This window comes from Devosia chinhatensis, from assembly GCF_000969445.1.
Taxonomy (GTDB): Bacteria; Pseudomonadota; Alphaproteobacteria; order Rhizobiales; family Devosiaceae; genus Devosia; species Devosia chinhatensis.
On sequence record NZ_JZEY01000054.1, the window covers coordinates 1,207,036 to 1,229,324 of the forward strand.

22 protein-coding genes are annotated in these 22,289 nt (G+C 62.2%); 9 read left to right on the forward strand and 13 right to left on the reverse strand.

Annotation, left to right across the window (positions count from 1 at the left end):
• Positions 1-40 precede the first annotated feature (40 nt).
• Positions 41-904, reverse strand: a complete 864-nt coding sequence (locus VE26_RS05885; protein WP_046104146.1) for an ATP-binding protein — start codon at positions 902-904, stop codon at positions 41-43.
• Positions 905-1,106: 202 nt separating this feature from the next.
• Here VE26_RS05885 and yajC point away from each other — a divergent pair, with 202 nt between their 5' ends.
• The 4 genes from yajC (at position 1,107) to VE26_RS05905 (ending at position 5,434) form a co-directional block, all read left to right on the forward strand.
• Positions 1,107-1,454, forward strand: a complete 348-nt coding sequence (gene yajC, locus VE26_RS05890) for a preprotein translocase subunit YajC (RefSeq protein ID WP_046104147.1) — start codon at positions 1,107-1,109, stop codon at positions 1,452-1,454.
• A 62-nt stretch (positions 1,455-1,516) separates the two neighbouring features.
• Positions 1,517-4,078 (forward strand): protein translocase subunit SecD, encoded by a 2,562-nt coding sequence (secD, locus tag VE26_RS05895; RefSeq protein WP_046104148.1) that lies wholly within the window; start codon positions 1,517-1,519, stop codon positions 4,076-4,078.
• A gap of 100 nt (positions 4,079-4,178) precedes the next feature.
• Entirely contained in the window at positions 4,179-4,589 is a 411-nt protein-coding gene (locus VE26_RS05900) for an Mth938-like domain-containing protein (RefSeq protein ID WP_046104149.1), read from the forward strand.
• Positions 4,589-5,434: a phytoene/squalene synthase family protein gene (locus VE26_RS05905; RefSeq protein WP_046104150.1), complete on the forward strand. Its 846-nt coding sequence runs from the start codon at positions 4,589-4,591 to the stop codon at positions 5,432-5,434. The genes VE26_RS05900 and VE26_RS05905 overlap by 1 nt, the downstream gene beginning before the upstream one ends.
• A gap of 2 nt (positions 5,435-5,436) precedes the next feature.
• Here VE26_RS05905 and VE26_RS05910 read toward each other — a convergent pair whose 3' ends face one another.
• The 5 genes from VE26_RS05910 to VE26_RS18025 all read right to left on the reverse strand — a co-directional run bounded on the left by VE26_RS05910 (position 5,437) and on the right by VE26_RS18025 (position 8,537).
• The gene (locus tag VE26_RS05910) at positions 5,437-5,904 is read right to left on the reverse strand and encodes a YiiD C-terminal domain-containing protein (protein ID WP_046104151.1); all 468 of its coding nucleotides are present in this window, start codon (positions 5,902-5,904) and stop codon (positions 5,437-5,439) included.
• Positions 5,901-7,283 (reverse strand): methylenetetrahydrofolate--tRNA-(uracil(54)-C(5))-methyltransferase (FADH(2)-oxidizing) TrmFO, encoded by a 1,383-nt coding sequence (gene trmFO, locus VE26_RS05915; RefSeq protein ID WP_046104152.1) that lies wholly within the window; start codon positions 7,281-7,283, stop codon positions 5,901-5,903. Before trmFO ends, VE26_RS05910 begins: the two co-directional genes overlap by 4 nt.
• Before the next feature lie 44 nt (positions 7,284-7,327).
• The gene (locus VE26_RS05920; protein WP_046104153.1) at positions 7,328-7,888 is read right to left on the reverse strand and encodes a type 1 glutamine amidotransferase domain-containing protein; all 561 of its coding nucleotides are present in this window, start codon (positions 7,886-7,888) and stop codon (positions 7,328-7,330) included.
• 147 nt (positions 7,889-8,035) lie between these two features.
• Positions 8,036-8,185, reverse strand: coding sequence for a DUF1127 domain-containing protein (locus tag VE26_RS17395; RefSeq protein ID WP_084620027.1), 150 nt, complete (start codon positions 8,183-8,185; stop codon positions 8,036-8,038).
• A 199-nt stretch (positions 8,186-8,384) separates the two neighbouring features.
• Positions 8,385-8,537, reverse strand: a complete 153-nt coding sequence (locus VE26_RS18025; RefSeq protein WP_160297809.1) for a hypothetical protein — start codon at positions 8,535-8,537, stop codon at positions 8,385-8,387.
• Positions 8,538-8,753: 216 nt separating this feature from the next.
• Here VE26_RS18025 and VE26_RS05925 point away from each other — a divergent pair, with 216 nt between their 5' ends.
• Entirely contained in the window at positions 8,754-9,650 is an 897-nt protein-coding gene (locus tag VE26_RS05925; protein ID WP_244465636.1) for a division plane positioning ATPase MipZ, read from the forward strand.
• A 6-nt stretch (positions 9,651-9,656) separates the two neighbouring features.
• Here the strand turns inward: VE26_RS05925 and VE26_RS05930 are convergent, their stop codons facing one another.
• Positions 9,657-10,073 carry a winged helix-turn-helix transcriptional regulator gene (locus VE26_RS05930; protein ID WP_046104154.1) on the reverse strand — a complete coding sequence of 139 codons (417 nt, stop codon included), beginning with the start codon at positions 10,071-10,073 and terminating at the stop codon, positions 9,657-9,659.
• Between the two features lie 183 nt (positions 10,074-10,256).
• Here VE26_RS05930 and VE26_RS05935 point away from each other — a divergent pair, with 183 nt between their 5' ends.
• Positions 10,257-11,417: a D-alanyl-D-alanine carboxypeptidase family protein gene (locus VE26_RS05935; RefSeq protein WP_052715706.1), complete on the forward strand. Its 1,161-nt coding sequence runs from the start codon at positions 10,257-10,259 to the stop codon at positions 11,415-11,417.
• Positions 11,418-11,419: 2 nt separating this feature from the next.
• On the opposite strand, the gene VE26_RS05940 is transcribed toward VE26_RS05935, so the two are convergent.
• Positions 11,420-11,653 (reverse strand): sulfurtransferase TusA family protein, encoded by a 234-nt coding sequence (locus VE26_RS05940; protein WP_046104155.1) that lies wholly within the window; start codon positions 11,651-11,653, stop codon positions 11,420-11,422.
• Positions 11,643-12,119: a CAP domain-containing protein gene (locus VE26_RS05945; RefSeq protein ID WP_052715707.1), complete on the reverse strand. Its 477-nt coding sequence runs from the start codon at positions 12,117-12,119 to the stop codon at positions 11,643-11,645. The genes VE26_RS05940 and VE26_RS05945 overlap by 11 nt, the downstream gene beginning before the upstream one ends.
• Before the next feature lie 365 nt (positions 12,120-12,484).
• On the opposite strand from VE26_RS05945, the gene VE26_RS05950 reads away from it, so the two are divergent.
• The 3 genes from VE26_RS05950 (at position 12,485) to VE26_RS05960 (ending at position 16,189) form a co-directional block, all read left to right on the forward strand.
• Positions 12,485-14,224 (forward strand): ABC transporter ATP-binding protein, encoded by a 1,740-nt coding sequence (locus VE26_RS05950; RefSeq protein ID WP_046104156.1) that lies wholly within the window; start codon positions 12,485-12,487, stop codon positions 14,222-14,224.
• Complete coding sequence (locus tag VE26_RS05955) at positions 14,221-15,108, forward strand: siderophore-interacting protein (protein ID WP_046104157.1); 888 nt, start codon at positions 14,221-14,223, stop codon at positions 15,106-15,108. The genes VE26_RS05950 and VE26_RS05955 overlap by 4 nt, the downstream gene beginning before the upstream one ends.
• A gap of 70 nt (positions 15,109-15,178) precedes the next feature.
• Entirely contained in the window at positions 15,179-16,189 is a 1,011-nt protein-coding gene (locus VE26_RS05960; protein ID WP_046104158.1) for a carbohydrate kinase family protein, read from the forward strand.
• Between the two features lie 167 nt (positions 16,190-16,356).
• Here VE26_RS05960 and VE26_RS05965 read toward each other — a convergent pair whose 3' ends face one another.
• From VE26_RS05965 to VE26_RS05980, 4 genes are read right to left on the reverse strand one after another with little or no spacing between them, the layout of a single operon-like run.
• Positions 16,357-18,183 carry a TniQ family protein gene (locus VE26_RS05965; RefSeq protein WP_046104159.1) on the reverse strand — a complete coding sequence of 609 codons (1,827 nt, stop codon included), beginning with the start codon at positions 18,181-18,183 and terminating at the stop codon, positions 16,357-16,359.
• Complete coding sequence (locus tag VE26_RS05970; protein ID WP_046104160.1) at positions 18,180-19,211, reverse strand: ATP-binding protein; 1,032 nt, start codon at positions 19,209-19,211, stop codon at positions 18,180-18,182. Before VE26_RS05970 ends, VE26_RS05965 begins: the two co-directional genes overlap by 4 nt.
• Positions 19,211-21,421 carry a hypothetical protein gene (locus tag VE26_RS05975; RefSeq protein ID WP_152658729.1) on the reverse strand — a complete coding sequence of 737 codons (2,211 nt, stop codon included), beginning with the start codon at positions 21,419-21,421 and terminating at the stop codon, positions 19,211-19,213. The genes VE26_RS05970 and VE26_RS05975 overlap by 1 nt, the downstream gene beginning before the upstream one ends.
• Positions 21,330-22,235: a hypothetical protein gene (locus tag VE26_RS05980; RefSeq protein WP_152658730.1), complete on the reverse strand. Its 906-nt coding sequence runs from the start codon at positions 22,233-22,235 to the stop codon at positions 21,330-21,332. The genes VE26_RS05975 and VE26_RS05980 overlap by 92 nt, the downstream gene beginning before the upstream one ends.
• Positions 22,236-22,289 lie beyond the last annotated feature (54 nt).

Below are 22,289 nucleotides of genomic sequence, written 5' to 3' on the forward strand. Positions count from 1 at the left end.
ACGTCATGCCGGCGAAGATGGGTCTCCGTTCAAGCCCTGCCTAGACCGTCTTGCCTTCCTCGCCCGCCAGCGAGCGCACCAGCTGGATGGCAACCCGGCCCGAGCGCGACCCGCGCGTGGCGGCCCATTCGATGGCTCGGGCCCGCAAGGTGTCGGCATCCAGCGACAGGCCGTAGAAATCGGCATACCCCTGGACCATCGACAGATATGTGTCCTGGTCCGAATTGTGAAAGCCCAGCCACAGGCCGAAGCGATCCGACAGGGACACCTTTTCCTCCACGGCCTCTCCCGGATTAATGGCGGTCGAGCGTTCGTTTTCGATCATGTCGCGCGGCATCAGGTGGCGCCGGTTCGACGTCGCGTAGAACAGCACGTTGTCGGGCCGCCCTTCGAGGCCACCATCGAGAATCGTCTTGAGCGATTTGTAGCTGGTCTCCCCCGCATCGAAGCTGAGGTCGTCGCAGAATACGATAAACCGCGCATCCTGGCCGGAAATGGCGCGCATCAGCTGGGGCAGGGTCTCGAGATCCTCGCGGGCAATTTCGATCAGCACCAGGCGTTTGAAACCCGGCCGCGATTCGATATCGGCGTGGATCGCCTTGACCAGGGACGACTTGCCCATGCCCCGCGCGCCCCAGAGCAGGGCATTGTTGGCGCCGTGACCACGCGCGAATTGTTCGCTATTGGCCAGCAGCAGGTCGCGGACATGATCGATGCCCCGAAGCATGGACAGCGGAACGCGGCTGACCTTGGGCACGGGGAGGAGGGTGCCCGTGTCGCCTTGCCAGTGATAGGCATTTTCCGAGCCCAGGCTGAAGGGGTGCGCCTTCGGGTTGGTGCCCAGTGCATGCGCGATCGTTTCGAGCGCGTCGGCAATCCTGCCCAGATAGTCCTTGGTCTTCACCGGTCTCGTCCTTGTGTATTCGGTCGCGATTGCCGCACCCCGATTGGCTTTGCAATCATGGATACCCAAATGTATAGTCCGCGCGATTTTGGCCGGGGCGCAAGTGCAGGCAAGCCCATTAGCGTCCACCGCCTGAGATGTCAGCGCCGGGCCGCCCCATTCCACCAGAAACAAAAAACAAAAACACTTAGGAGATCGCTTGATGTTTGTAACGCCCGCCTATGCACAGGATGCGGTTGGGGCCCCTGGCGGCATGGCTGACATTTTCATTCAGCTCATGCCGATCGCCCTTCTGGTGCTCATTTTCTGGCTGCTGATCTTCCGTCCGCAGCAGAAGCGCCTCAAGGCCCAGCAGGCCATGCTGTCCGCTATCCGTCGTGGCGACACCGTGGTGACCACGGGTGGCATCGTCGGCAAGGTCACCAAGGCCGTCGACGGCGAAGATCTCGAAGTCGAGATTGCCCAGGGCGTCAAGGTGAAGCTCGTGCGCGGCATGGTTGCCGATGTGCGCTCCAAGTCTGAACCCGTAAACGACAACAAGCCCGCCTAAGCGGGGCATGAACTGGCCGGGGCCCCGATGCTCCGGCCTTCCGCCTTTTCAGGACGTCTTTTATGAACCAGTCGCCGTTCCGCGTATTCGTCATTCTCTTTGTCGCGATCGCGGGTATCCTGCTTGCAGCTCCCAATTTCCTGCCCAGGTCCGTTCAGGAAGCGCTTCCTGGCTGGTTGCCGCAGCCGGGGCTGGTTCTGGGTCTGGATTTGCAGGGCGGCTCCCATCTGCTGCTCGAGGTCAATCGCGAGGGCATCGTCACCCAGCGCCTCAGCGATGTCCGCCGCGATGCCCGCAACGTCCTGGCCACGCAGAATGGCATCGGCAACATCATCACCACCGATGCGGCGCGCAATTCGATTTCGATCGAGCTGACCGACCCGGCCCAGAAGGCGCAGGCCGAGACCGCCATTCGCGGCCTCCAGAACACTCTCAGCGACTTCATGTTCGCCGGTGCCGGCGTTGACGAGCTGAGCTTCGGCGAGACTGCCGATGGCCGGCTGACCATCACCCTGACGCCCGAGGGCATCAACCAGCGCATGAGCTCGCTGGTCGCTCAGTCCATGGAAGTCATCCGTTCGCGCATCGACGAACTCGGCACCACCGAGCCGACCATCCAGCGTCAGGGCGACACCCGCGTGATGGTGCAGGTCCCCGGCTTCGGCGACAGCGAGCGCCTCAAGAACATCATTTCCCAGACCGCGCGCCTGACCTTCCACATGGTCTATCCCGGCCTGACCGCCGACCAGGCCGAGGCCCAGGGGCTGCCCGTGGGCACCATGATCCTGCCCAGCCAGGACGGTGGCCGCGAGCTGCTTTACGAAGACGTCTCGATCGGCGGAGAATCCCTTATCGACGCGCAGCCGGCCTATGACCAGCAGCGCGGTATCCCGGTGGTCAGCTTCCGCTTCGATACGCGCGGCGCCATCACGTTCGGCGAGCTGACCTCGCGCAATGTCGGCCAGCGCTTCGCCATCGTCCTCGACGATACCGTCATCACCGCGCCCGTCATCCAGCAGCCGATTACCGGCGGCTCGGGGCAGATCAGCGGTTCCTTCACCACTGCTACCGCCAACGACCTCGCCGTCCTCCTGCGTGCCGGCGCGCTGCCGGCCAGCCTCGACGTCATCGAGGAGCGCACGGTGGACGCGAGCCTGGGCGCCGACTCGATCCAGGCCGGCTTCACCGCCGGTGTCATTGCTGCCGTGCTGGTGCTGACCTTCATGGTCGTCGCTTATGGCCTCTGGGGTGTCTTCGCCAATGTCTCGCTGGTCCTCAACATCGTCCTGATCTTTGCCGCGCTTTCCACGCTCGGGGCGACACTGACCTTGCCCGGCATTGCCGGCATCGTGCTGACGATCGGTATGGCGGTCGACGCCAACGTGCTTATCTACGAGCGAATGCGCGAAGAGCAGGCCTCTGGCAAATCGCCGCTCCAGGCCATCAATGCGGGTTTCCAGCGCGCCTGGGGCACCATCATCGACTCGCACCTGACCCAGCTCGTCGCGGCCGTGGTGCTCTATTTCATGGGCTCGGGTCCCATCCAGGGCTTCGCCGTGACGCTGGGCCTGGGCATCCTGACCTCGCTTTTCACCTCCTATACGGTCACCTCGTTCCAGGTGAACCTCTGGTACAAGCGCACCCGTCCCAAGACCCTGAAAATCCAGAAGTTCCGCTTCATTCCTGACGGTACCAAGATCCCGTTCATGAAGATCTCGCGCTATGTTATCGCGCTCTCGATCATCATGTCGCTGGTCTCTATCGGCGCGGCCTTCACCAAGGGCTTCAATCTGGGCATCGACTTCGTCGGCGGTACCGCCATCGAAATCCAGCATGTTGGCGGCCCCGCCGATGTGGGCCAGGTCCGCGAATTGCTGAGCGATCTCGACCTCGGCGAAATCCAGGTCCAGGGCTTCGGCACGCCGCAGGACGTGCTGGTCCGCGTCCAGGCTCAGGAGGGCGGTCAATCTGCCGACCAGGTGGCCGTCCAGCAGGTGCAGGAGGCGCTTGCCGAAGCCAGCTACGAGGTCCGGCGCGTCGAGGCCGTCAGCGGCACGGTGTCGGGCGAACTGGCGCTGACGGGCACCATCGCGGTCATCATCGCGATGCTCTGTATCCTGGTCTACATCTGGTTCCGCTTCGAATGGCAGTTCGCCCTCGCGGCGGTCACGACGACGTCTCACGACATCATCATGACCATCGGCCTGTTCTCGCTCACCGGAATGGAGTTCAATCTCAGTTCCATCGCCGCAGTGCTGACGCTGGTGGGTATTTCGCTCAACGAAACAGTGGTGGTGTCCGACCGTATTCGCGAAAACCTGCGGAAACACCGCAAGATGCCGCTACCCGAACTGATCGACCTCTCGATCAACCAGACCATCGTGCGCACGTCCTTGACGCAGTTCACCCTGCTTCTGGCCCTCTTGCCCCTGGTCTTCTTCGGCGGCGAAGCGCTGCGCAGCTTCACCATTGCCATGACCTTCGGCTCGCTCGTAGGCATGTATTCCTCGGTCATCATCAACGGCCCCATCCTCATCAATTTTGGCCTCAAGCAGAAATCCGACGAGGAGGAAAAGGCCGAGAGCGACAAGAAGAAAAAGCAGATAGACGGCGCTTCGGTCTGACGGGGATCGGCCTTGCCACCGGGTTTCCCGCGCAAGCGGGGAGCCCAGACTTCTCCCTTTGCTCTTGATACGGAGGTTCCCGCTCTGCGGGAATGACGCCGTGGCTGAACTTCCACCCACCGAAACCCCGCAGACATTCCGCCATCTGCCCCAACAGGTCGGCATCGATGCTTATGGCAATGGCGGGTTTCGGTTCGCCGAGCTCTCGCATCGCGGCTCGCTGCTCTGCCTGCCGGGACGCATGCAGGCCTGGCCCGTATCGAGCCCCGCTGAGCTGACGCTTGCAAGTCTAGAATCCGTGCTCGACGCGTCCAGTCAGATCGATGTTCTGCTGATCGGCCTGGGGTCTGACATCGTCCTGATCGACCCCGCCATTCGCGCTGCATTTCGCGAACGCAATGTCATCGTTGAAGCCACCCAGACCGGTGGCGCCATCCGTACCTATAATGTCCTCTTGGCCGAGGATCGCGCTGTCGCCGCCGCCTTGATCGCGGTCGAGCACGCCCGCTGATGGCTGGTTCCAGCTACGATATCGCCGCTGCGACATTGCGCGAGCTGGATCGGGATCGGTACCTTTCGACGCTCGTGCTCCCGGCGGATAAACGGCCTCACGTAACCGCCATCCTCGCCTTCGGCGCCGACATCGCCGCCATTCGCGAGCGGGTATCGGGTCCGCAGCCCGGCGAAATCCGTCTGCAATGGTGGAATGACGCACTGAGTGGCGAAGGCCACGGCGAGGTCCGCCAGAACCCGCTGGCCGATGCACTGCTCGACACTCTGGAGCGCTATGCGCTTCCCGCGGGCACGCTGCTGCGCCTTCTCGGTGCGCGCCGCTTCGATCTTTATGATGACCCCATGCCCGATCTCGAAAGCTTCGAGGGCTACGCCGGGGAAACCGCCTCGACGCTGTTCCAGCTCAGCGCCATGATCTTGAACGAAGGCAATCCCGTCGAGCCAGGCGACGCTGCCGGTCATCTCGGGGTGGCTCAGGCGATGATCGGCCACTTGCGGGCCCTGGGCTATGTCTCTGCACAGGGGCGCATCATGCTGCCCTGGAGCATTCTTGAGGCCAATGGCGTGCGCGAAACCGAATTGTTCCGCGGCCAGGACAGCGAGGGGCTTCAGTCTGCCTTGGGCCAGATTGCCGAACTGGCGGACGCTCACCTGAAAAAGGCCCGCACCGCAATCGCACAGTTGCCGGTCAGGCTGCGGCCCGCCTTTGCCGCACGCGCGCTTCTTGAAAAGCAATTGCCGGGCTGGCGGCAGCACGCAGCCAATCCGTTCACGCCACCGGCAGACGATCCTGATTGGCGCAAGATTGCCCGTCTCACAATGTGGACCTGGCGAAACCGCTAGGCCTATTGCCTGCTCTTGTCCTCGTTTTGCCGCTCTGCAATGGCGACAAATTCGCCAGTGAGCCGCGCGACCACCAGCCCGTCGCAGATGATTTCGGCCACGACCGTGAGCCGCGCCTTGCTCCGCCGCTCCAGCATGTGCCGGAAACTGTCCCAATCTGTCGCGTCGAGGCTGGAAAGCGCCTGTGCCGTGCCGGTCACCGGCAGCAGGTATTCCACATCGGTCTTGTGGATCACCAGTCGATTGGCGATGCCCTCGGCCTCCAGTCGGAGATGCAGAACCGACCAGGCGGCCAAGAGGCCCAGCGTGGAGACGCTGCCGCCAAACATGGTCCCATGCACGTTGATGTTGGGGCCAAGCGGCGCTTCAAGCGCCACTTCTGCGGCACTGGCCCGCAGCACCGACACGGCCATCCCCCTCGAAATCGGGATATGCTCGTGCAGATAAGCTGCCAGCGTCACCGGATTCATGCCCAGGCCTTGAGGTCCTCGAGCGCCCGGCTGGTTATGGCCTTGCGCTTGGCAATGGTCTTTTCCGGCCCACGCCAGCGCTTGACGCCTTCGGGCTTGCTGATGCTCACTTCCGGGAAGAGGCCGAAATTGACGTTCATCGGCTGGAAGCTGCGTGCCCCGCTATAGCTTTCGGCCTCGAGATGCCCCCCGGTGATGTGACCGATCAGGGCGCCAAAGGCCGTCGTGGCGGGGGGAATGGCCAGCGATCCGCCGAGCGCCTCGGCAGCTGTCATGCGCCCGGTGATCAGCCCGCAAGCGGCGCTTTCCACATAGCCCTCCACCCCGGTCACCTGTCCGGCAAAGCGGATGCGCGGATCGACCTTCAGTTTAAGATCGCCCGTGAGCACTTTGGGAGAGTTGATGAACGTGTTTCGGTGCAGACCGCCCAGGCGCGCGAACTGGGCGTTCTCCAGCCCGGGGATCATGCGGAAGATATCGGTCTGGATGCCATAGCGCATCTTGGTCTGGAACCCGACCATGTTCCACAGCGTGCCCAGGGCGTTGTCCTGCCGCAACTGCACGATGGCATAGGGCTTGACGGTCGGGTCGCGCGGATTTGTCAGCCCCACCGGCTTCATCGGTCCATGCCGCAGCGTTTCGGGGCCGCGCTCGGCCATCACTTCGATGGGCAGGCAGCCGTCGAAATAGGGGACCTTTTCCCAGTCTTTGAATTCGTGCAGTGGTGCGGTCTTCAGTGCCTCGACAAAGGCATAATACTGGTCGCGGTCCATCGGCAGGTTAAGGTAGTCGGCCCCCGTGCCGCCGGGCCCCGCCTTGTCGTAGCGCGACTGTTTCCAGGCGATGTCGTGATCGATGCTGTCATAATGCACGATGGGCGCGATGGCATCGAAAAAGGCCAGCGAATCCTCGCCGGTCTTTTCCAGCACCGCCTCGGCCAGGGCTGGGGAGGTCAGGGGCCCCGTAGCGATGATCACGTGCTTCCAGTCGCCCGGTGGCCAGCCGGCGATTTCCTCGCGCACCACTGTGATATTGGGATGATTGCAAATCGCTTCCGTCACCGCAGCGGAAAATCCATTGCGGTCCACGGCCAGCGCGCCGCCGGCGGGCAGCTTGTGCTGGTCGGCCGCCCGCATGATCAGGGAATTGCATCGCCGCATTTCCTCGTGCAGCAACCCGACCGCGTTCTGTTCGTGATCGTCCGAGCGGAACGAGTTGGAACAGACCAGTTCGGCAAAGTCCGTGGTGTGATGAGCGTCGGTCTCCTTGACGCCCCGCATTTCGTGCAGCACGACCTTGACGCCGGCTTCGGCGGCCTGCCATGCGGCTTCGGAGCCGGCGAGGCCGCCTCCGATGATGTGAATGACTTCGTTTGACATGGCGAGCGAGATACCAAGCCCGCCATGCCGTCGCAAATGCTTTGTTATGCGGCCCGGCGTTCGTGACGCCCTTCATTGATTTCTTCGGCGATTTTCTCGCAGAAGGCATCGAGGTCATCGGGGTTGCGGCTGGTGATCAAACCCTGGTCGGTGACGACCTTGCTGTCTTCCCAGAGACCGCCGGCATTGATGACGTCGGTCTTGACCGAAGGATAGGACGTGACCTTGCGGCCCTTGACGATGCCGGTTTCCACCAGAAGCCAGGGCGCGTGACAGATGGCTGCGACCACCTTCTTCTGTTCCCAGAAGGCCTTGATGAAATCGAGAGCATCGGTCTCGACGCGCAGAAGGTCGGGGTTGATCTGCCCGCCGGGAAGCACCAGCGCGTCGTAATCATTGGCAGAGGTGCTGGAAAGAACCTTGTCGACGGGCACTGAATTGCCCCAGTCGTCCTTGTCCCAGCCCTTGATCGCGCCGCCTTCGAGCGACACCACATGCACTTTGGCACCAGCCTCGCGCAGCGTGTTCAGCGGCACTTCGAGTTCGGATTGTTCAAACCCATTGGTGGCCAGAATGGCGATCGATTTTCCATTGAGGTCCTGCATGGTCTTTCTCCTTGCTGTTGCATTTGGGCTGGCAACGGCAGGGGGCCATGATCGTTCCGGCCGGGCTCATCACAACCGCCGGAAAACAAAACGCCCGCGTCTCAGAGAGAAGCGAGCGTTCGGTTCGAAGTATTGATGCCGTCGATCTTAGAGCGTGTTGGCATGATCGCGAGCAACACGGCTGATGTCGGTGCGTGCGATGCCCAGGTCGTTGAGCTGACGATTGTCGAGAGCGGCGAGCTCACGGACGGTCTGCTGGTATGCGGCCCACTTCTTGAAAGTCTTGCGAATGTCCATCGGAAATCTCCTTTGCTTACGAGGATGAAGATAGGTGAGGCACTCGGGATTGAGCAGATGGAGATTGGTCAAACAAGCTATGCATTCTGTGCAAGACTGAGGCAGTGCCCGTTCATTGTGCATTCATGCATCGGGCAAGATTTGGGCCGCCGGTGGCAAAGCCGGCGGCCCGCGAATTTGGTTAGCGACATCTTAAGGCTTACCGGTCGAACAGCGAGCGGGTCATTTTCGAAAAGTCTGGGCCTGAAATCCCCAGAGTGTCGGCATCTCGCGAGGTGGGAACTTCCATTTCCCGCAAAGTCTGCTTGATGTCGACCAGGCGCCGGAAGCGCCAGACGGCACGCACGAACATGGGCAGATCCCCTGTGTTTCATTGCAGAACGAGTGAGAGGATGAACCGATTTGACCAGGCTCGCCATGGCCGATCCGACAGGCTTTGCATGCGTCTCCTGCATGGCAGTTTCATCGATCTGTCGCATTTTGCGCATTCCCCTGCATTCACGATGTTTTCCCTTGTGTGCCGAAGCGGGACGAAAGAAACTCCGGCCAACTGATTTGGGGAATCGACTTGCGGCAAGGCGCGCACGTCATCGTTGTTGGCAATGAGAAGGGTGGCTCGGGGAAATCGACCACGGCCTTCCACTTGGCTATTTTCCTGCTTTATCAGGGACACAAGGTCGCCTCGATCGATGTGGACAGCCGCCAGCAGACGCTCACGCATTATGTCCGCAACCGGCGCGACTGGGCCCGTAGCCACGGCCTCAATGTACCGCATACGACGCATTTCCATCTGCCGCTGGCGCGCGGGGATTCGATGCGCGAAAATCATCGCATCGAGTTCGACCTCTTTCGCCAGGCCATTGGTGAAGTCGAGTCCAAGGTCGATTTCATCGTCATCGACACGCCGGGCTTCGATACCAATCTCAGTCGCCTTGCCCATTCGCTGGCCGACACGCTGATTACGCCGGTCAATGACAGCCTCATCGATCTCAGCGTCATGGCGCAGGTCGATGCGGTGACCGGCGAGCCACGCGACCTCAGCCATTATGCCCGGCTGGTTCAGCGCGCACGTTCCGAGCGCCTCGCCATCGATGGCCGCAACATCGATTGGGTTCTGGTGCGCAACCGCATCTCGATGCTGTCCTCGCGCAATATGCGCCAGGTCCAGTCCATGCTGGAGCGCATCGCCATGCGTCTGGGCTGTCGCGTTGCCGACGGCATCGCCGAGCGGGTGATCTTCCGCTCGCTGTTCGCGTCTGGCATGACCGTGTTCGATCCGCTCGACGAAGACCTGCTGGGGGGCGTGCCCTCCATGTCCCATATGAGCGCGCGCCAGGAATATCGGGCGCTCGTCACCGCACTCAATCTGCCGGACAATTCCCGCACCGAAGCCCGCCGCGCCGTGCTCGCCGCGCAGCCCACGGACGTCAACCGCTTCGCTCACATGGCCCGCAGCGAGACCTGACGCGGCTCAGCCGCGTGCGTAGGCGATCTTGCGCGGTTCGGCTGCTGTCATCGCGCTTTCACGGCTATCGTAGATCGCCCGCGCCTCGACGATGGCGTGGTGATTTTCCGCCGACCAGTCCCACAGTGCGCTGATCGGCTCCTGCAGGGTCTTGCCCAGCTCGGTCAGGCTGTATTCGACGCGCGGCGGCACCTCGGGATAGATCGTGCGGGTCACGAGACCATCGCGCTCGAGATTGCGCAGCGTCAGCGTCAGCATGCGCTGCGACACCCCGTTGATCAGCCGCTTCAGTTCATTGAAGCGCAGCGTTCCATTGCGGCCCAGCATACCCACCACCATGACGCTCCACTTGTCGCCGATGCGATTGAGAACGTCGGACATGGCCGAACAATTCGATTGCTGCGACGTGTCGGTCAGGGACATGGAGACCTCCTTGGCTGTAACTCAGGCACAAATATAGTGACAGTTACTTCTTGTGACTAGGGGGTGCCGCGCCGGCGACGGCTTGGCGGTTTCACATGCCTGTCAGCGGCCGCGCCCTTCCTTGAGCTTGCCTTAACCCGCTGTTAAGAGGGCGCAGATCGTTCTCAAACGGAGTCTTTCGGTTTGATCTTTGCTCGCCGTGTCGTGTTGGTCTTGCTCGTGTCCCTTGCCAGCCTGCTGCCCGCCTGGGCGCAGCCGCTGCTGCTGGTGGATCGCACCAACCTGCAGGTCCTTTATGCGGAGGATGCCGGCAAGCCCTGGCACCCGGCGTCGCTGACCAAGCTGATGACCGCCTATGTCGTCTTCGAGGAGCTCGCCAAGGGCACCGTGACGCTCGACACGCCGGTGACGATTTCGCGCAACGCCTTCAATCAGGCGCCCAGCAAATCCGGCCTTGCCGTAGACAGCTCCGTGTCGCTCAAGGACGCGCTGTATATCCTCATCGTCAAGTCGGCCAACGACATCGCTGTCGCCATCGCCGAAACCGTCGGCGGTTCCGAGGCCAATTTCGTTGCCAAGATGAACGACGTCGCCTCCCGCATGGGTCTCACCGGCAGCCATTTCGTCAATCCGCATGGCCTGCACGATCCCGCCCAGGTGACGACGGCCCGCGATCTGGCTGTCCTTGCGCTCTATATCGAGCAGAGCTTTCCCCAATACATGCCCATGTTCTCCACCGGCGTGGTGACGCTGGGCAAGGCGCGCATGGAATCCAATAACGGCCTGCTGGAAGGCTTTGCCGGCGCCACCGGCATGAAGACGGGCTATGTCTGCGCCTCCGGCCTCAACATCGTGGCGACGGTGGATCGCGGCGGGCGTCAGCTTCTGGCCGTCGTCCTGGGCGGCTCCTCGGGCCGCGAGCGCAATGAGCGTGCGGCCGAGCTTTTCCTCAATGGCCTCAACGGTCGCGTCAATCCCACGGGCCAGACCCTGCTGGCCATGGCCAATAGCGGCGGCGCGCCGACCGACATGCGCCCCAATATCTGCGGCCCGAACGCCGCTGCCTATGTGAAGGCGCAGGAAGCCTTGTTCCCCATGGGCCTCAAGGACCAGCCGAGTTATCTGACCGATAAGGTCGCCGTTCGGGAATATACCGCTGTCGATCTGGGGCGCGTGCGCAACAACATTGCCTTGCCGCGGCCGCGTCCGGCGCATGTGCCGATGTTCCCATCCCAGGCCGTCAACGTCGAGAGTGCGGCGATTGGCGATGTGCTGCGGCCCGGGCTGGCCACGGCGGCCAGTGGCTCGGTCCCAATGCCACGGCCCCGACCGGCCGACCTCTGAGATCAGGCTGCGCCGCCTGTAACGGTGAAGCGCAGCGTTCCGTCCAGCTCGTCCATCCGGCATTCATGTCCGCGCTGCCGGCAATAGAGCGGAATATCCACCTTCGCCATAGGATCGGTGGCCAGCACGACCAGCACCTGGCCCGGTCGTGCTTGGCTCAGCTGCTTTTCGAGCTTGAGGACGGGCAGGGGGCATTTGAGCCCCCTGGCGTCGATGATGTCCGGCTCAGTTGCCAATCACCAGGACCCAATAGGTGCCGTAGCTCGACGAGGGATTATAGGCCACGGCGACGCCGGCCTTCGTCGCCTGCGCCGTCAGCGCCACCGCGTCCGCCGCATTGTTGCGCCAGCCCGAAAAGGTTTCGGCAAAGGTCGAATAGCCGGCGGACAGCTTCATCTGCACCAGGGCCTGCGGCTTGGTGGGCGCGATATTGGTCTGGGCATATTGGCTGGCCAATGCCTGCGCCGTGCCGTTCAGCCCCGCATCGGCGGTCAGCGGCGGCATGTTACGGGTCGCGCGATAGGCGTTGATCAGGTTCACCGCCTGCACGCTGTCCAGCGAAGCGTTCGGCTGGTCCATTCGCGCCGAGAGGGCAGGTGCGAGCGCGCCGGGCGAAGCCGTTCCGCCGCCGAACGAAGAACAGCCGGCGACAACGAGTGCCGAGGCCAGCGCGGCGGTCAACAGAAGCGGGCGAAGAGTCATGTCATTCCTTCCAGGGGGCGACGTCCATGCGGCTCCATAGCATCGGACATCTTATTGCGCGTTAACGACGCCGACGATCCCGCCTTCGTGATTGTAGCGTTTTCCGGAGAGCCCTTGCGTCGGTTGACGGCAAGAGAGCGCCGAAAAGGGGCAGTATTGTGGGCGACAAACCCGCCGGCTGCGCCAGGTCATGGCTGCGTCACGCGCGCGGTCTCAGGCGCCAACCTGGCATCGCCATGACGCAGACGAAGCTGACTCGCCGGCCCGGGTGACCGCCGTTTCTGCATATTGAGGGCAAACAGGGCTTGTGGCCGAAAGGTCAATCGGGCATTGGGTAAAGCGGACATATCTAGTCAGCTTTGCGAATGATCAGACGGTTTTTCTCATATTACGCGCCCTACAAAGGGCTCTTCGCCCTCGATTTCGGCAGCGCGGTCGTCGCAGGCCTGCTTGAACTCGCCTTTCCGCTGGCCGTCGCCTATTTCATCGACAGCCTGCTGCCCCAGGGCAATTTCAACATCATCGTGCTGGCGGGGCTGGTCTTGCTGGCCATCTACGCCATCAATTCGGTGCTGCATGCCATCGTCAATTATTTCGGTCATGTGCTGGGCGTTTCCATCGAGACCGACATGCGCCGACAGGTCTTCGATCACCTGCAGAAGCTGAGCTTCCGGTTCTTCGACAACCATAAGACCGGGCACCTCATCACGCATGTGACCAAGGATCTCGAGGATGTGGGGGAAGTGGCCCATCACGGTCCTGAGGACATGTTCCTGGCGGTGATGACCTTTATCGGCGCCTTCATCCTCATGTTCCTCACCAATTGGCAATTGGCCGCGATCACCGTCGTCCTGGTGCCGATCATGACCTGGCTGGTCAGCCGCTACGGATCGCGCATGACGCTGAACTGGCAGGAATTGTTCGGCCGCGTCGGGGAATTCAACACGCGCGTCGAGGATTCCATCGGTGGCATCCGCGTGGTGAAGGCCTTCGCCAATGAAGGCCATGAATCCCGTCTCTTCGAGGGCAATAACCAGGCCTATCGGCGCACCAAGTTGCAGGCCTATGCCATCATGACCGCCAGCATCACCATCACCTATCTCAGCACCAGGCTTGTGCAGCTTGTGGTCATGCTGGCCGGAGCCTGGCTCGTCGTCGGTGGCGAGATGACCTATGGCGGCTTCGTCAGCTTCCTGCTGCTTGTCGATGTGTTCATGCGGCCAATCGACAAGATCACCAGCGTGCTCGAAAGCTATCCTAAGGGCATTGCCGGCTTTCGCCGCTTCACTACGCTGATCGATACCGCGCCCGATATTGCCGATCGCCCCAATTCCAGGACCGTTTCCGGCCTGCGCGGCGATATCGAGTTCCGCGACGTCAGCTTCGCCTATGACAGCGACCGACCGATCCTTTCCGGTCTGGACCTCAGCGTCAGGGCAGGGGAGACAATTGCCATTGTCGGCCCCTCTGGCGCCGGCAAGACCACGCTTTGCGCACTACTGCCGCGCTTCTACGAAATCGGCTCGGGCTCGATTTCCATCGATGGCATCGACATCCGCGACATGACCCAGGCGAGCCTTCGCAGCCAGATCGGCATCGTGCAGCAGGACGTGTTTCTGTTCGGCGGCACCTTGCGCGAAAACATCGCCTATGGCCGGCTCGATGCATCTGAAGAGGATATCTGGGCGGCCGCACGCCAGGCACGGCTGGAATCGGTCATCGATCGGCTCCCCGATGGTCTCGACACCATGGTGGGCGAACGCGGCGTCAAGCTCTCCGGCGGACAGAAGCAGCGTGTCGCCATTGCCCGCATCTTCCTCAAGAACCCGCCGATCCTGGTGCTCGACGAGGCCACCTCCGCCCTCGATACCGCGACCGAACTGGCCATCCAGCAATCCCTAACCGAGCTGTCGCGCGGGCGCACCACCCTGGTCATTGCCCATCGCCTCGCTACCATCCAGCATGCCGATCGCATCGTCGTGGTGGACGAAACCGGCATTGTCGAGCAGGGCCCGCATGCCGAGCTGCTCGACCGCAAGGGAGCATACGCCCATCTTCACGCCGCCCAGTTCGGGGGCCTCGCCAGTCCCGGGGCGCGGGCATGAGCCAGATGTTCTTTCAAGCCAGTGTGCTGCATCGCCAGTCCCTCACCCCGGGCATGATCCGCCTCACCCTCGGCGGTGAAGGCCTTGCCGGCTTCGTCGGCTCGCAGATGCCCGACGAATATCTGCGTCTCTTCTTCCCCAACGAACAGACCGGTCGCCTGCATCTGCCCGTGATCACCGAGGATGGTCGCTGGACCTATCCCGACGGACAGGACGCCATTCGCTATTCCACCTATACCGTGCGCCAGCATCGGGTGGAGACAGGCGAGATCGACATCGATTTCGTCGTGCATGAAGGCGGCAGGGCCAGCGAATGGGCCCAGAATGCCAGGCCTGGCGAGACCATCACCATCAATCGCCCGCGCGGCCTCTACGCGCCCCCTTCCGACATCGCCTGGCAGCTTCTTGTCTGCGATGCCACTGGCCTGCCGGCGCTGTCACGCATTCTCGAGCAGACCCCGCAGAACGTGCAGTCGCGCATTTTTATCGAAGTGGCCGCGCCCGATCACGAACAGGCTTTGCCCCACCACGATTTTGCCACCGCGACCTGGCTGCATCGCAGCGGCAACGGCGTTGCGCCCAGCCGCATGGCCGACGTGGTCCGTGCCATGCCCCTGCCGCCCACGCCCGGCTATATCTGGGTTGCCGGGGAGCAGAGGGTGGTTCGCGCCATCCGCAAATATGTTCGCCAGGACCTGCGCCTGCCGCCCGAACGCTACGAGCTTGTGGGCTATTGGACCGAGGATGGCGAAGCCTGGAAGGCGCGCTGGGCGGAAATTCCCGACGAGATCAAGGCCGCCCTTGACGCCTCCTGGTCGTCCGGCCGCGACATTGAGGACCTGCGCGACGAATATTACGCCACGCTCGAGAAATACGGCCTTTAAGCCCGAGCGAGCTGTGCCTCCTGGTGCTGCCCCGCTTGCCGCCAATTGCGCCGCCCGCTACCACTGCCTCATGAAAAGACTGGCCTTTCTCGGCGCCATGAACCGTGACCTCGTCGCGGAAATTTCCGGCGACATCGTGCTGCAAAAGCTCGATCTCGACGCGCGCCCGCTCGTCGAAACGCCCGTTTCCGATGCCATCGCCGCCGCCGGCGCTCGCCTGCTCGCCGGCTTGGGCGCGCACGACTACCTCGGCGGTTCCGCGTTCAACGCCGCCCGCGTCGCCGCCCTTCTGAATGGAGACGAGCGCAAACTCGACCTCGTCTTCTTTGGCATAGCCGGGCAGGTGGGGGCGTCCAGGCCCCATCTCGACGCTCTCGCGGCTTGGAACGTCGCCGGCGCCGGCATCACGCAAAGCCTGCTCTCGCCCGCAACCTGTCTTGCCATGGTGGAGCCGGCCGGCCGCACCCTCCTCACCGCCATCGGCGCCAATGCCGACATTGCCGATTATCTGCGCGACGAAGCAGGCAACCTCGCGGCGGACCTGGCCCGCTGCACTCTTGTCCACGTCACATCCTATCTCGATCCGTCCGCGCCGGGCCTTGTGGCCGACCTGCTCCAGCGCGCCCGTCGCCTCAATCCGGCGCTTCTGGTCTCGCTCGATCCGGGCATGGCCTGGATCGCCTCTGGCAGCCCCGACCTGCCGCGGCTCTTCGCCGAGGCCGACATTCTCCACCTCAATGCCGAGGAAAGCGCCCATCTCTGCGGCGCCGACGCCGAGGCAATCGGGGCGCTCGCCGAAAAGCTGCATGGCTCGGCTGCAATGATCGTCGCGCGCAATCATTCCACTATTGCCATCCACGAGGCCCAGCTCAGTCGGACCTTGCCGGATCGCGCCTTGCCGGCAACGGTCGTCGATTCCAACGGTGCAGGAGATACGTTTTGCGGCGCCTTTCTCTGGCGCCTGCTGGCCGATGATCCCGACCCGCTGGAGGCCGCGCGCTTCGCCTTTGACCTCGCCCGCCACAAGATCGGCACGAGCGGGCCCCTGACCAGCGACAGCATCCGGCAATTGTTGAACTGAGGTCCGATGTTCCAGTTTTCACTGAAATCATTGAGAAATCTGGATCGGTTTGATGTCCGATTTTCCCATCCTGCGGATCACTTTTCCCTTTTTTCGCGCATCTAGCCATAAAAAAAAAGACCACCGGAAAGGTGGCCTGTAATCGCTCATGAAGGTTAGATTTTAGACTACACCGCTGCGGCCAGATCGGACCTGAGGAACAGGGTGATCGGCGCGTCACCGGTGTCCTGCGGGTGGACGCCTCGTTCGGCGAGTACGGCAATGACGTCGCGCGGTTGTACGCGTAAGGTCCGGGCCAGCTTGGTTCCGGTGATGTATTCGGCCTCGAAGCGATCGACCTCGGATGCGGGAATGGACCTGCGCCTCAGTCCTGTTTCGCGGTTGAGCCGAGTTTCGGACCGGAACATTCCCATCTCTACCAGCGCATGACCAGCACTGGATCCGATGCCGCAGCGCCGTGCGAACTGGGCAGGTGAAAGGAACTCCATCGAGTTGCTCTCGCCCGGAGACAACAGCCCAAAGACAGCATCGAGTTCGACCACGATGGAGGGATAGGGTTTCTCGTTGATCAGGCGCCAGACTTTGATGCGACCTTGAACGATGGCATCGTGCAAGGCAGGGAGAGCGCCCGGGACGCGGCTTGGAATGTCAACGATGGACAATCTGCCCTCATCAGTGGCGTTGCACGGCTGGGCCGACGCCAGCATGCTGGAGAACAGGTCCTTAACTTGCTGACGTCTGAGCCAGGGGAAGGCACCTTGCCTCGGACGCACTTCTCCAACAGGCACCAGGTGCCCGCCGGCGATCAACGATGCCATCGCCTGGGGAGATGCGCCAACATCGCGCCCGGCCTGCCAAGACGGCACCAAGCCGGCGTCCAATGCCATCCAACGCTCAAAGACGTCCGCGTCGACCCACGTGCCATGCTGGGGATGGAAGGCGCCAGCCAGCCGAGCAAAGGTTCGCGCCGTTGACCGACCGATGCCATGCTGCTGTTGAATGGTGAGGAGGGACTGCCAGCGACGCGACTTGGCCGATCCACCGAGCATGCGCCATGGATACTGGCCAAAGAGACTCCGCGATGCCGCCCCGGACATCGCATCGCGGATGGGGCCGTATGCGTCGTCATGGGTGCAGCGCTCCAGAAGGCCCCATACCTTGGGCATCAAGACCTTGGGCGAAACGGTGCTCCCCGCCGGGATGCGCGCGCCAAGCTCCTCCATCAACGCGGCCAAGGCATCCTCGCCGCCATCGAGCACGGTCAGGCCGGCGTTATAGAGGCGATTAAGTTCAGGGCGCAGCAATCTGCGCTGGTTAGGGAGGCCATGGTTCAGGACGGCGTTCCCGACACGCCCGCATAACTGGATCGCGGGCATCAAGGGGATGGCTCCGAGCAGAGGATGATCGGTGCCGCCACCTTCCATCCGGAGGCGTACGAATGCATCGAACGGCGAGGCGCCTGTCTGCAGCGACATCGCCGTCAACTCGGGCAAGCGGGCCGGGATATCGATGGTAGTCAGTGAGGTGTCGTGGTTGCCGGCGCGCCAGGGGCTGCGCCCGGCATGGACAAAGCTGCGACCATGAATGTGACAGCTACCGATCGCCGTTACGACATTATCGCGTCGAACTGCGATCGTCGCCTCTGGTGGCAGATGCGGTGCTGCCGCCATGTCTTCTGCAACGCATTCGGGGCAAACCCAAAGGTCGACGCGGTCCAGAAAGGCCGTGGACAACAACTGTCCGTCGATGAGGAAGCGTCGACCTGAGCGTACCGGCCCGTGCCCTAAGTCCTCGACGACCTGGCCGGTCAGATCGGCCAGCCCCTGCAGCTGATCCGGCCGGCCCGCCGAGATACCCTCGAATTCAAGACCGAAATCGGTGCAGAACAGTTTGGCATTGGTGTACCGCAACCATGCGGCGAGCCTCGAAACGAAGCTGGCCGGAATCTCCATGTGCCGCAACCGCGGAGCGTTATGGCTTCGAAAGATGCTCATCGGTTCGCCGCCTTCCAGCTGGCCAAATCCATCGAGAGCGTCTCCTGCATCAACCGTGTCCGATCGGTCGTGTGCCAACTCCCGATGATAAATGGGTTCTGGTCGTCGACGGCCTTGGTGGCCAATCGGTAGCGTGCTGCGAAGTCTGCCTCTGCCACAGGACGGCGTCCGTCGTACCAAGCGCGCATGACGCTGGCCTGGCACAACTCGAAGGCAAGGCCCCTCGCGTGATCGGTGGCATGGATCAGCCTCTTGTAGAAGTCGTCGCCGGTGATGGCGTTATCGATGCCGGCGTCGGCGCAGTATGAATTCACGGCAGTTTTCAACCGCTCGATCTCGCCGGGACTTCCCTGCACCATGGGAGCGATGTGCACGGGCGTGATTTTCTCGTTGAGGAAAGCGTGGGCTGGTTCGTTCATACGTCGGTCAAGCTCGGGCAAGCCCATCAGGAGGATCGGTACCGGCCAGGCAACGTGATCAAGGAGATGACGGACAAACCCCAGCGTCGAGATCACCACTTCGGAACTTCGCGCGGCGGATACCCCGCTGGGCGCGAAAGCGTATTGGAACTCGTCCAAGATGATCAGGGTCGGCCTGTGCACCGGCAGCTGGGTGTCCACGCGATTGTACGCCGCAGCCACCGGAAGAAGGCGCTTGGTGCCTTGGCCACCCATCATCGCCTTGAGAATGGAGTTGAACAGGAGGCCGTTGTTGAAGACGGAAGGGCATTCGACATAGATCGGTTTCGGGCGGATGACCTGGCCATCTACGGTTTGAACGTCTTCCAATCCGTTAGCCACTTGCTGCGCCAGTTCGGTCTTGCCGTGGCGCGTGAGCCCGGTGAGCATGACTGCTCGGCACTTGGCCCGGTTGCCTTCATCCCAAGGCTCGTCCGCGTCCTGTCGCACAGCTACGTTACGCGTGATTTCGCTCACGGCGTCCGCTGCCGCCGTAAGTTCGGGTGTGGGAAAGAAGTGCTGGCCCATAGCTTCGAGGACAGCGAGGTCGGAATTGCGGTCGTGCGTCATCACTTGCGGTCCTTCTTCGGGCGATTACGTTTGAGGGGGGTGATCACCTCCACCGCCTCGGAGGTCGGCGGCTGAGGATCGGCCGCGGGCGGGCTGAGGGCCAAGCCGGATGTCGGGCTAGAGGCCGCTGTCGAGCGGGTGTAGACGGAGCCAAGCACGGCCGAGTTGCGGGTCAGCGCTGCCTCATCCCCAACGGGGTCGCGGTCGTAAAGCACGAACATCCGCAGATCGACTTCGAGTTTGTCGATCATGTCGGCCGTCCAATTGACGTCCTCGAGTTTGAAGAACTCTTCGGCCTGCTTGGCTTCGCGCTCGATGTCCAGCATCGCCGGCGCGATATAGGTGCGGAAATCGAGCCGGGCCTGGTCGCCGTGCCGGCGAGCGAGCTCATGGTTCTTTTCGACCCATTCGTCGAGCGTTACGCCCGCCATCTCGCGCGGACCGGGAACGGTGGTCCAGTCTTGGCCGAGCAGTACGCTGATATGGCCGAGATCCTGTTCGTCTACCTTGATCGGCAGATCCTTTTGCGGACCGTTCGCCGCCATATAGATGTCGAGCCAACCGGAATGGTAGATGAGGTTCATGAACCGGATGCCGGACCGGTTGAGGTCGCGCAGGAGCACCGTTCCGAAAGCCACGCGCATCTCGTCAGGTGTCGGCGCCGCCTTGGTTTGGATACGGCTCTGGATCTCCTGGAATTTGCGGGCAGGGGACATCTGCCCCTTCTGCCGCGCACGGAAGTGATAGACATCGACGATGTAGCGGATCAGAAGCTTCATGAACTGCTCGACGAAAAGGCTCGCCCTCTGTTCCGGATCCTGCTCGTCGCGTCCCCTGGAATGTACATTGCTGCCTGTCCGGCCGGTCACCTGCGTGATGAAGCCCACGTCCATGGTCCGTAACAGGCGCTCGATCTGGCCGCGAAGGTTCGCTCGACCGGCCGCCGTGTAGGTGAGGCGATCGACGAGCGCATATGCAGTGCTCATGAAGGCCGAATTCCGATAGGCGCCGCCGGAGTCCGACTTCACCTCCTCGACACCGATGCGCATGTCCCAGTTGTCCTGGCAGCCGGCAGCCTTGGCGATGGCGGACTTGTCCGACATGGCCATGCGCAGGGCACTGCGGGTCAGCTCGGAATTTTCGGAAAGGCCTTGCTTGATGCCGACGATCGCCCCGCTGGCCGCATCCATGACGACGGCCAACGTCAGACGTACCTGAAGCTCCTTCACGTTGAAGAGCTTCTTGGCCTTCTCGTTGAGCAGGGTGAAGACGTGCGTGCTCCAGCAATCGTGCAGGGTCATCTCCCCGACGCGTTTGTAGCTCGGACCTTTTCCCACATGCTTGAGTTCCTGGATCATTCGCTTCTTGCCGAGGCGACCGCCGATGACGACGGCTGCCGGCAGTTCAGCGATGGCCTTCGCGACGCCGTAGACGGTCGCGTCCGGGATCTGCTGCTCTTCTCCCAAGGCTGAGTTGAGCCCGAGGATATCGATGTTGATCCGCTCGCAGATCCCCCGAAGGGTCGGCTGCTTTTCGCTGGCATACTCCTCCACTCTCGACTTGATCACCGCCCAAGTGCGTTCGTGGATAGGCTTGCCGCCTTCGGCATGGCAGTTGCTGTGCGGCACCAACTTCCAGAAGTCGCGACCTGACGCCACCCACTTGTCGTAAAGCTTCATCAGCGTTTTCGCGCAGGGGCGCAGACGATCCGGGTCAACGTCACCGCTTTCGGCTTTCTTGCCCGGCGCCACGCTTCCGAATTTCTTTTTCTTGCGCGTTTGGCCGTGGTCAAAGCCGCTTTCTTCGCGGTACTGCTTCCAGCGTTCGACTACCTTGGCGTGCTTGCTTTCGATTAACGTGTCAAACTGGCCGCGGGAAACCTTCGAGATCGTGCCCTGCTCGAGACCCTCATCGACCACCTCCATCCAAAAAGACCTGATGAAGGCGGTATCCCGCTGGCTGGGCGTCAACGACGCAAGCGCCGCGAAGGACTGGACTTCGGCGATGAGAACCACGCGGTTGGCGTCCTTGAGCGTCTCATACTCTTCAGTCGTGAGGATGCGCGTCTGATGTGGCCTGCCCTTGCTCCGCAGCTCCCATCCAATGTCGGGCAGGGGGTTAGCAGCCCGCCACGGCACTCCATCGATGACCACGTCGACGTAAGGGGTGATCTCGCGGAAACGGATCGGGTTGAACTTGCTGGCCTTCATTCTCGATCTCTTCTGTCAGGGCATTGGCGATGATGGTGGCGTCGTCGATTTCTCCGGGCTCGACTTGTTGTAGGACGCCCTCGAAAATGAGCATGACCACTGTCCTGAAGACGGTCTTCGAGCCGCCCCAAGGCTTGGCGAACTCATCGATCGATGCCGGCTCCTTCATTGCTGCCGCAGCCCCAGCCATCTCGGCGTAGCACCGCCAATGGTGGTCGTTCCTCACCGACTGGATCAGGCGGTTATTGGCGTTTGCCCATTGGGGAAGATCCTGTTCGGTGACCAGCTGGACCCGATCGGCGTCCTCGACCGGCATCTGATCGAGGATCAAACGATTGAGGGCTTCCGTTCCTTGTTTCGCGGCTCGACCTAACGGCTTCACGGAGACCACGCTTTTCGTGTGATCATCGAAAGACGCGCGCTGATCGAACACCTTGTAAGTGAGAAGACCTTCGGCATTCACGTAGTGGACCGGCCCGAACTGCGGTTCGAGACGGGTCACGGATCGGTCCGCCATGAAGCGGAGCGAAGCATTGAATTCGAGCTGGCTCTCGGCGACCTTGATCAGGCCATCGATCGGATCCAGGTAATAACAGGTCGACCGCCCGGTTGACTTTTCCGGCGCGATGGGGATGTCACGCGCCGGCGCATAAGACACTGGTGTTTCCGTGCGGGTATGCAAAGGGGGCGTCGCCATCGTAATGGTCGATCTGTCCGGTCCGAGTGCCGGATCCCATACGTGGGTGTCGGTCGTACCCGAACGCGTGACCTTCTTACTGCCGCGGGTGTTTCCCGGAAGGAGGTAGACGTTCATGACCGCCTCCCTGAAGGATGGCAGGGCACTCGGTCATGGATTGTCGGGGCAGCG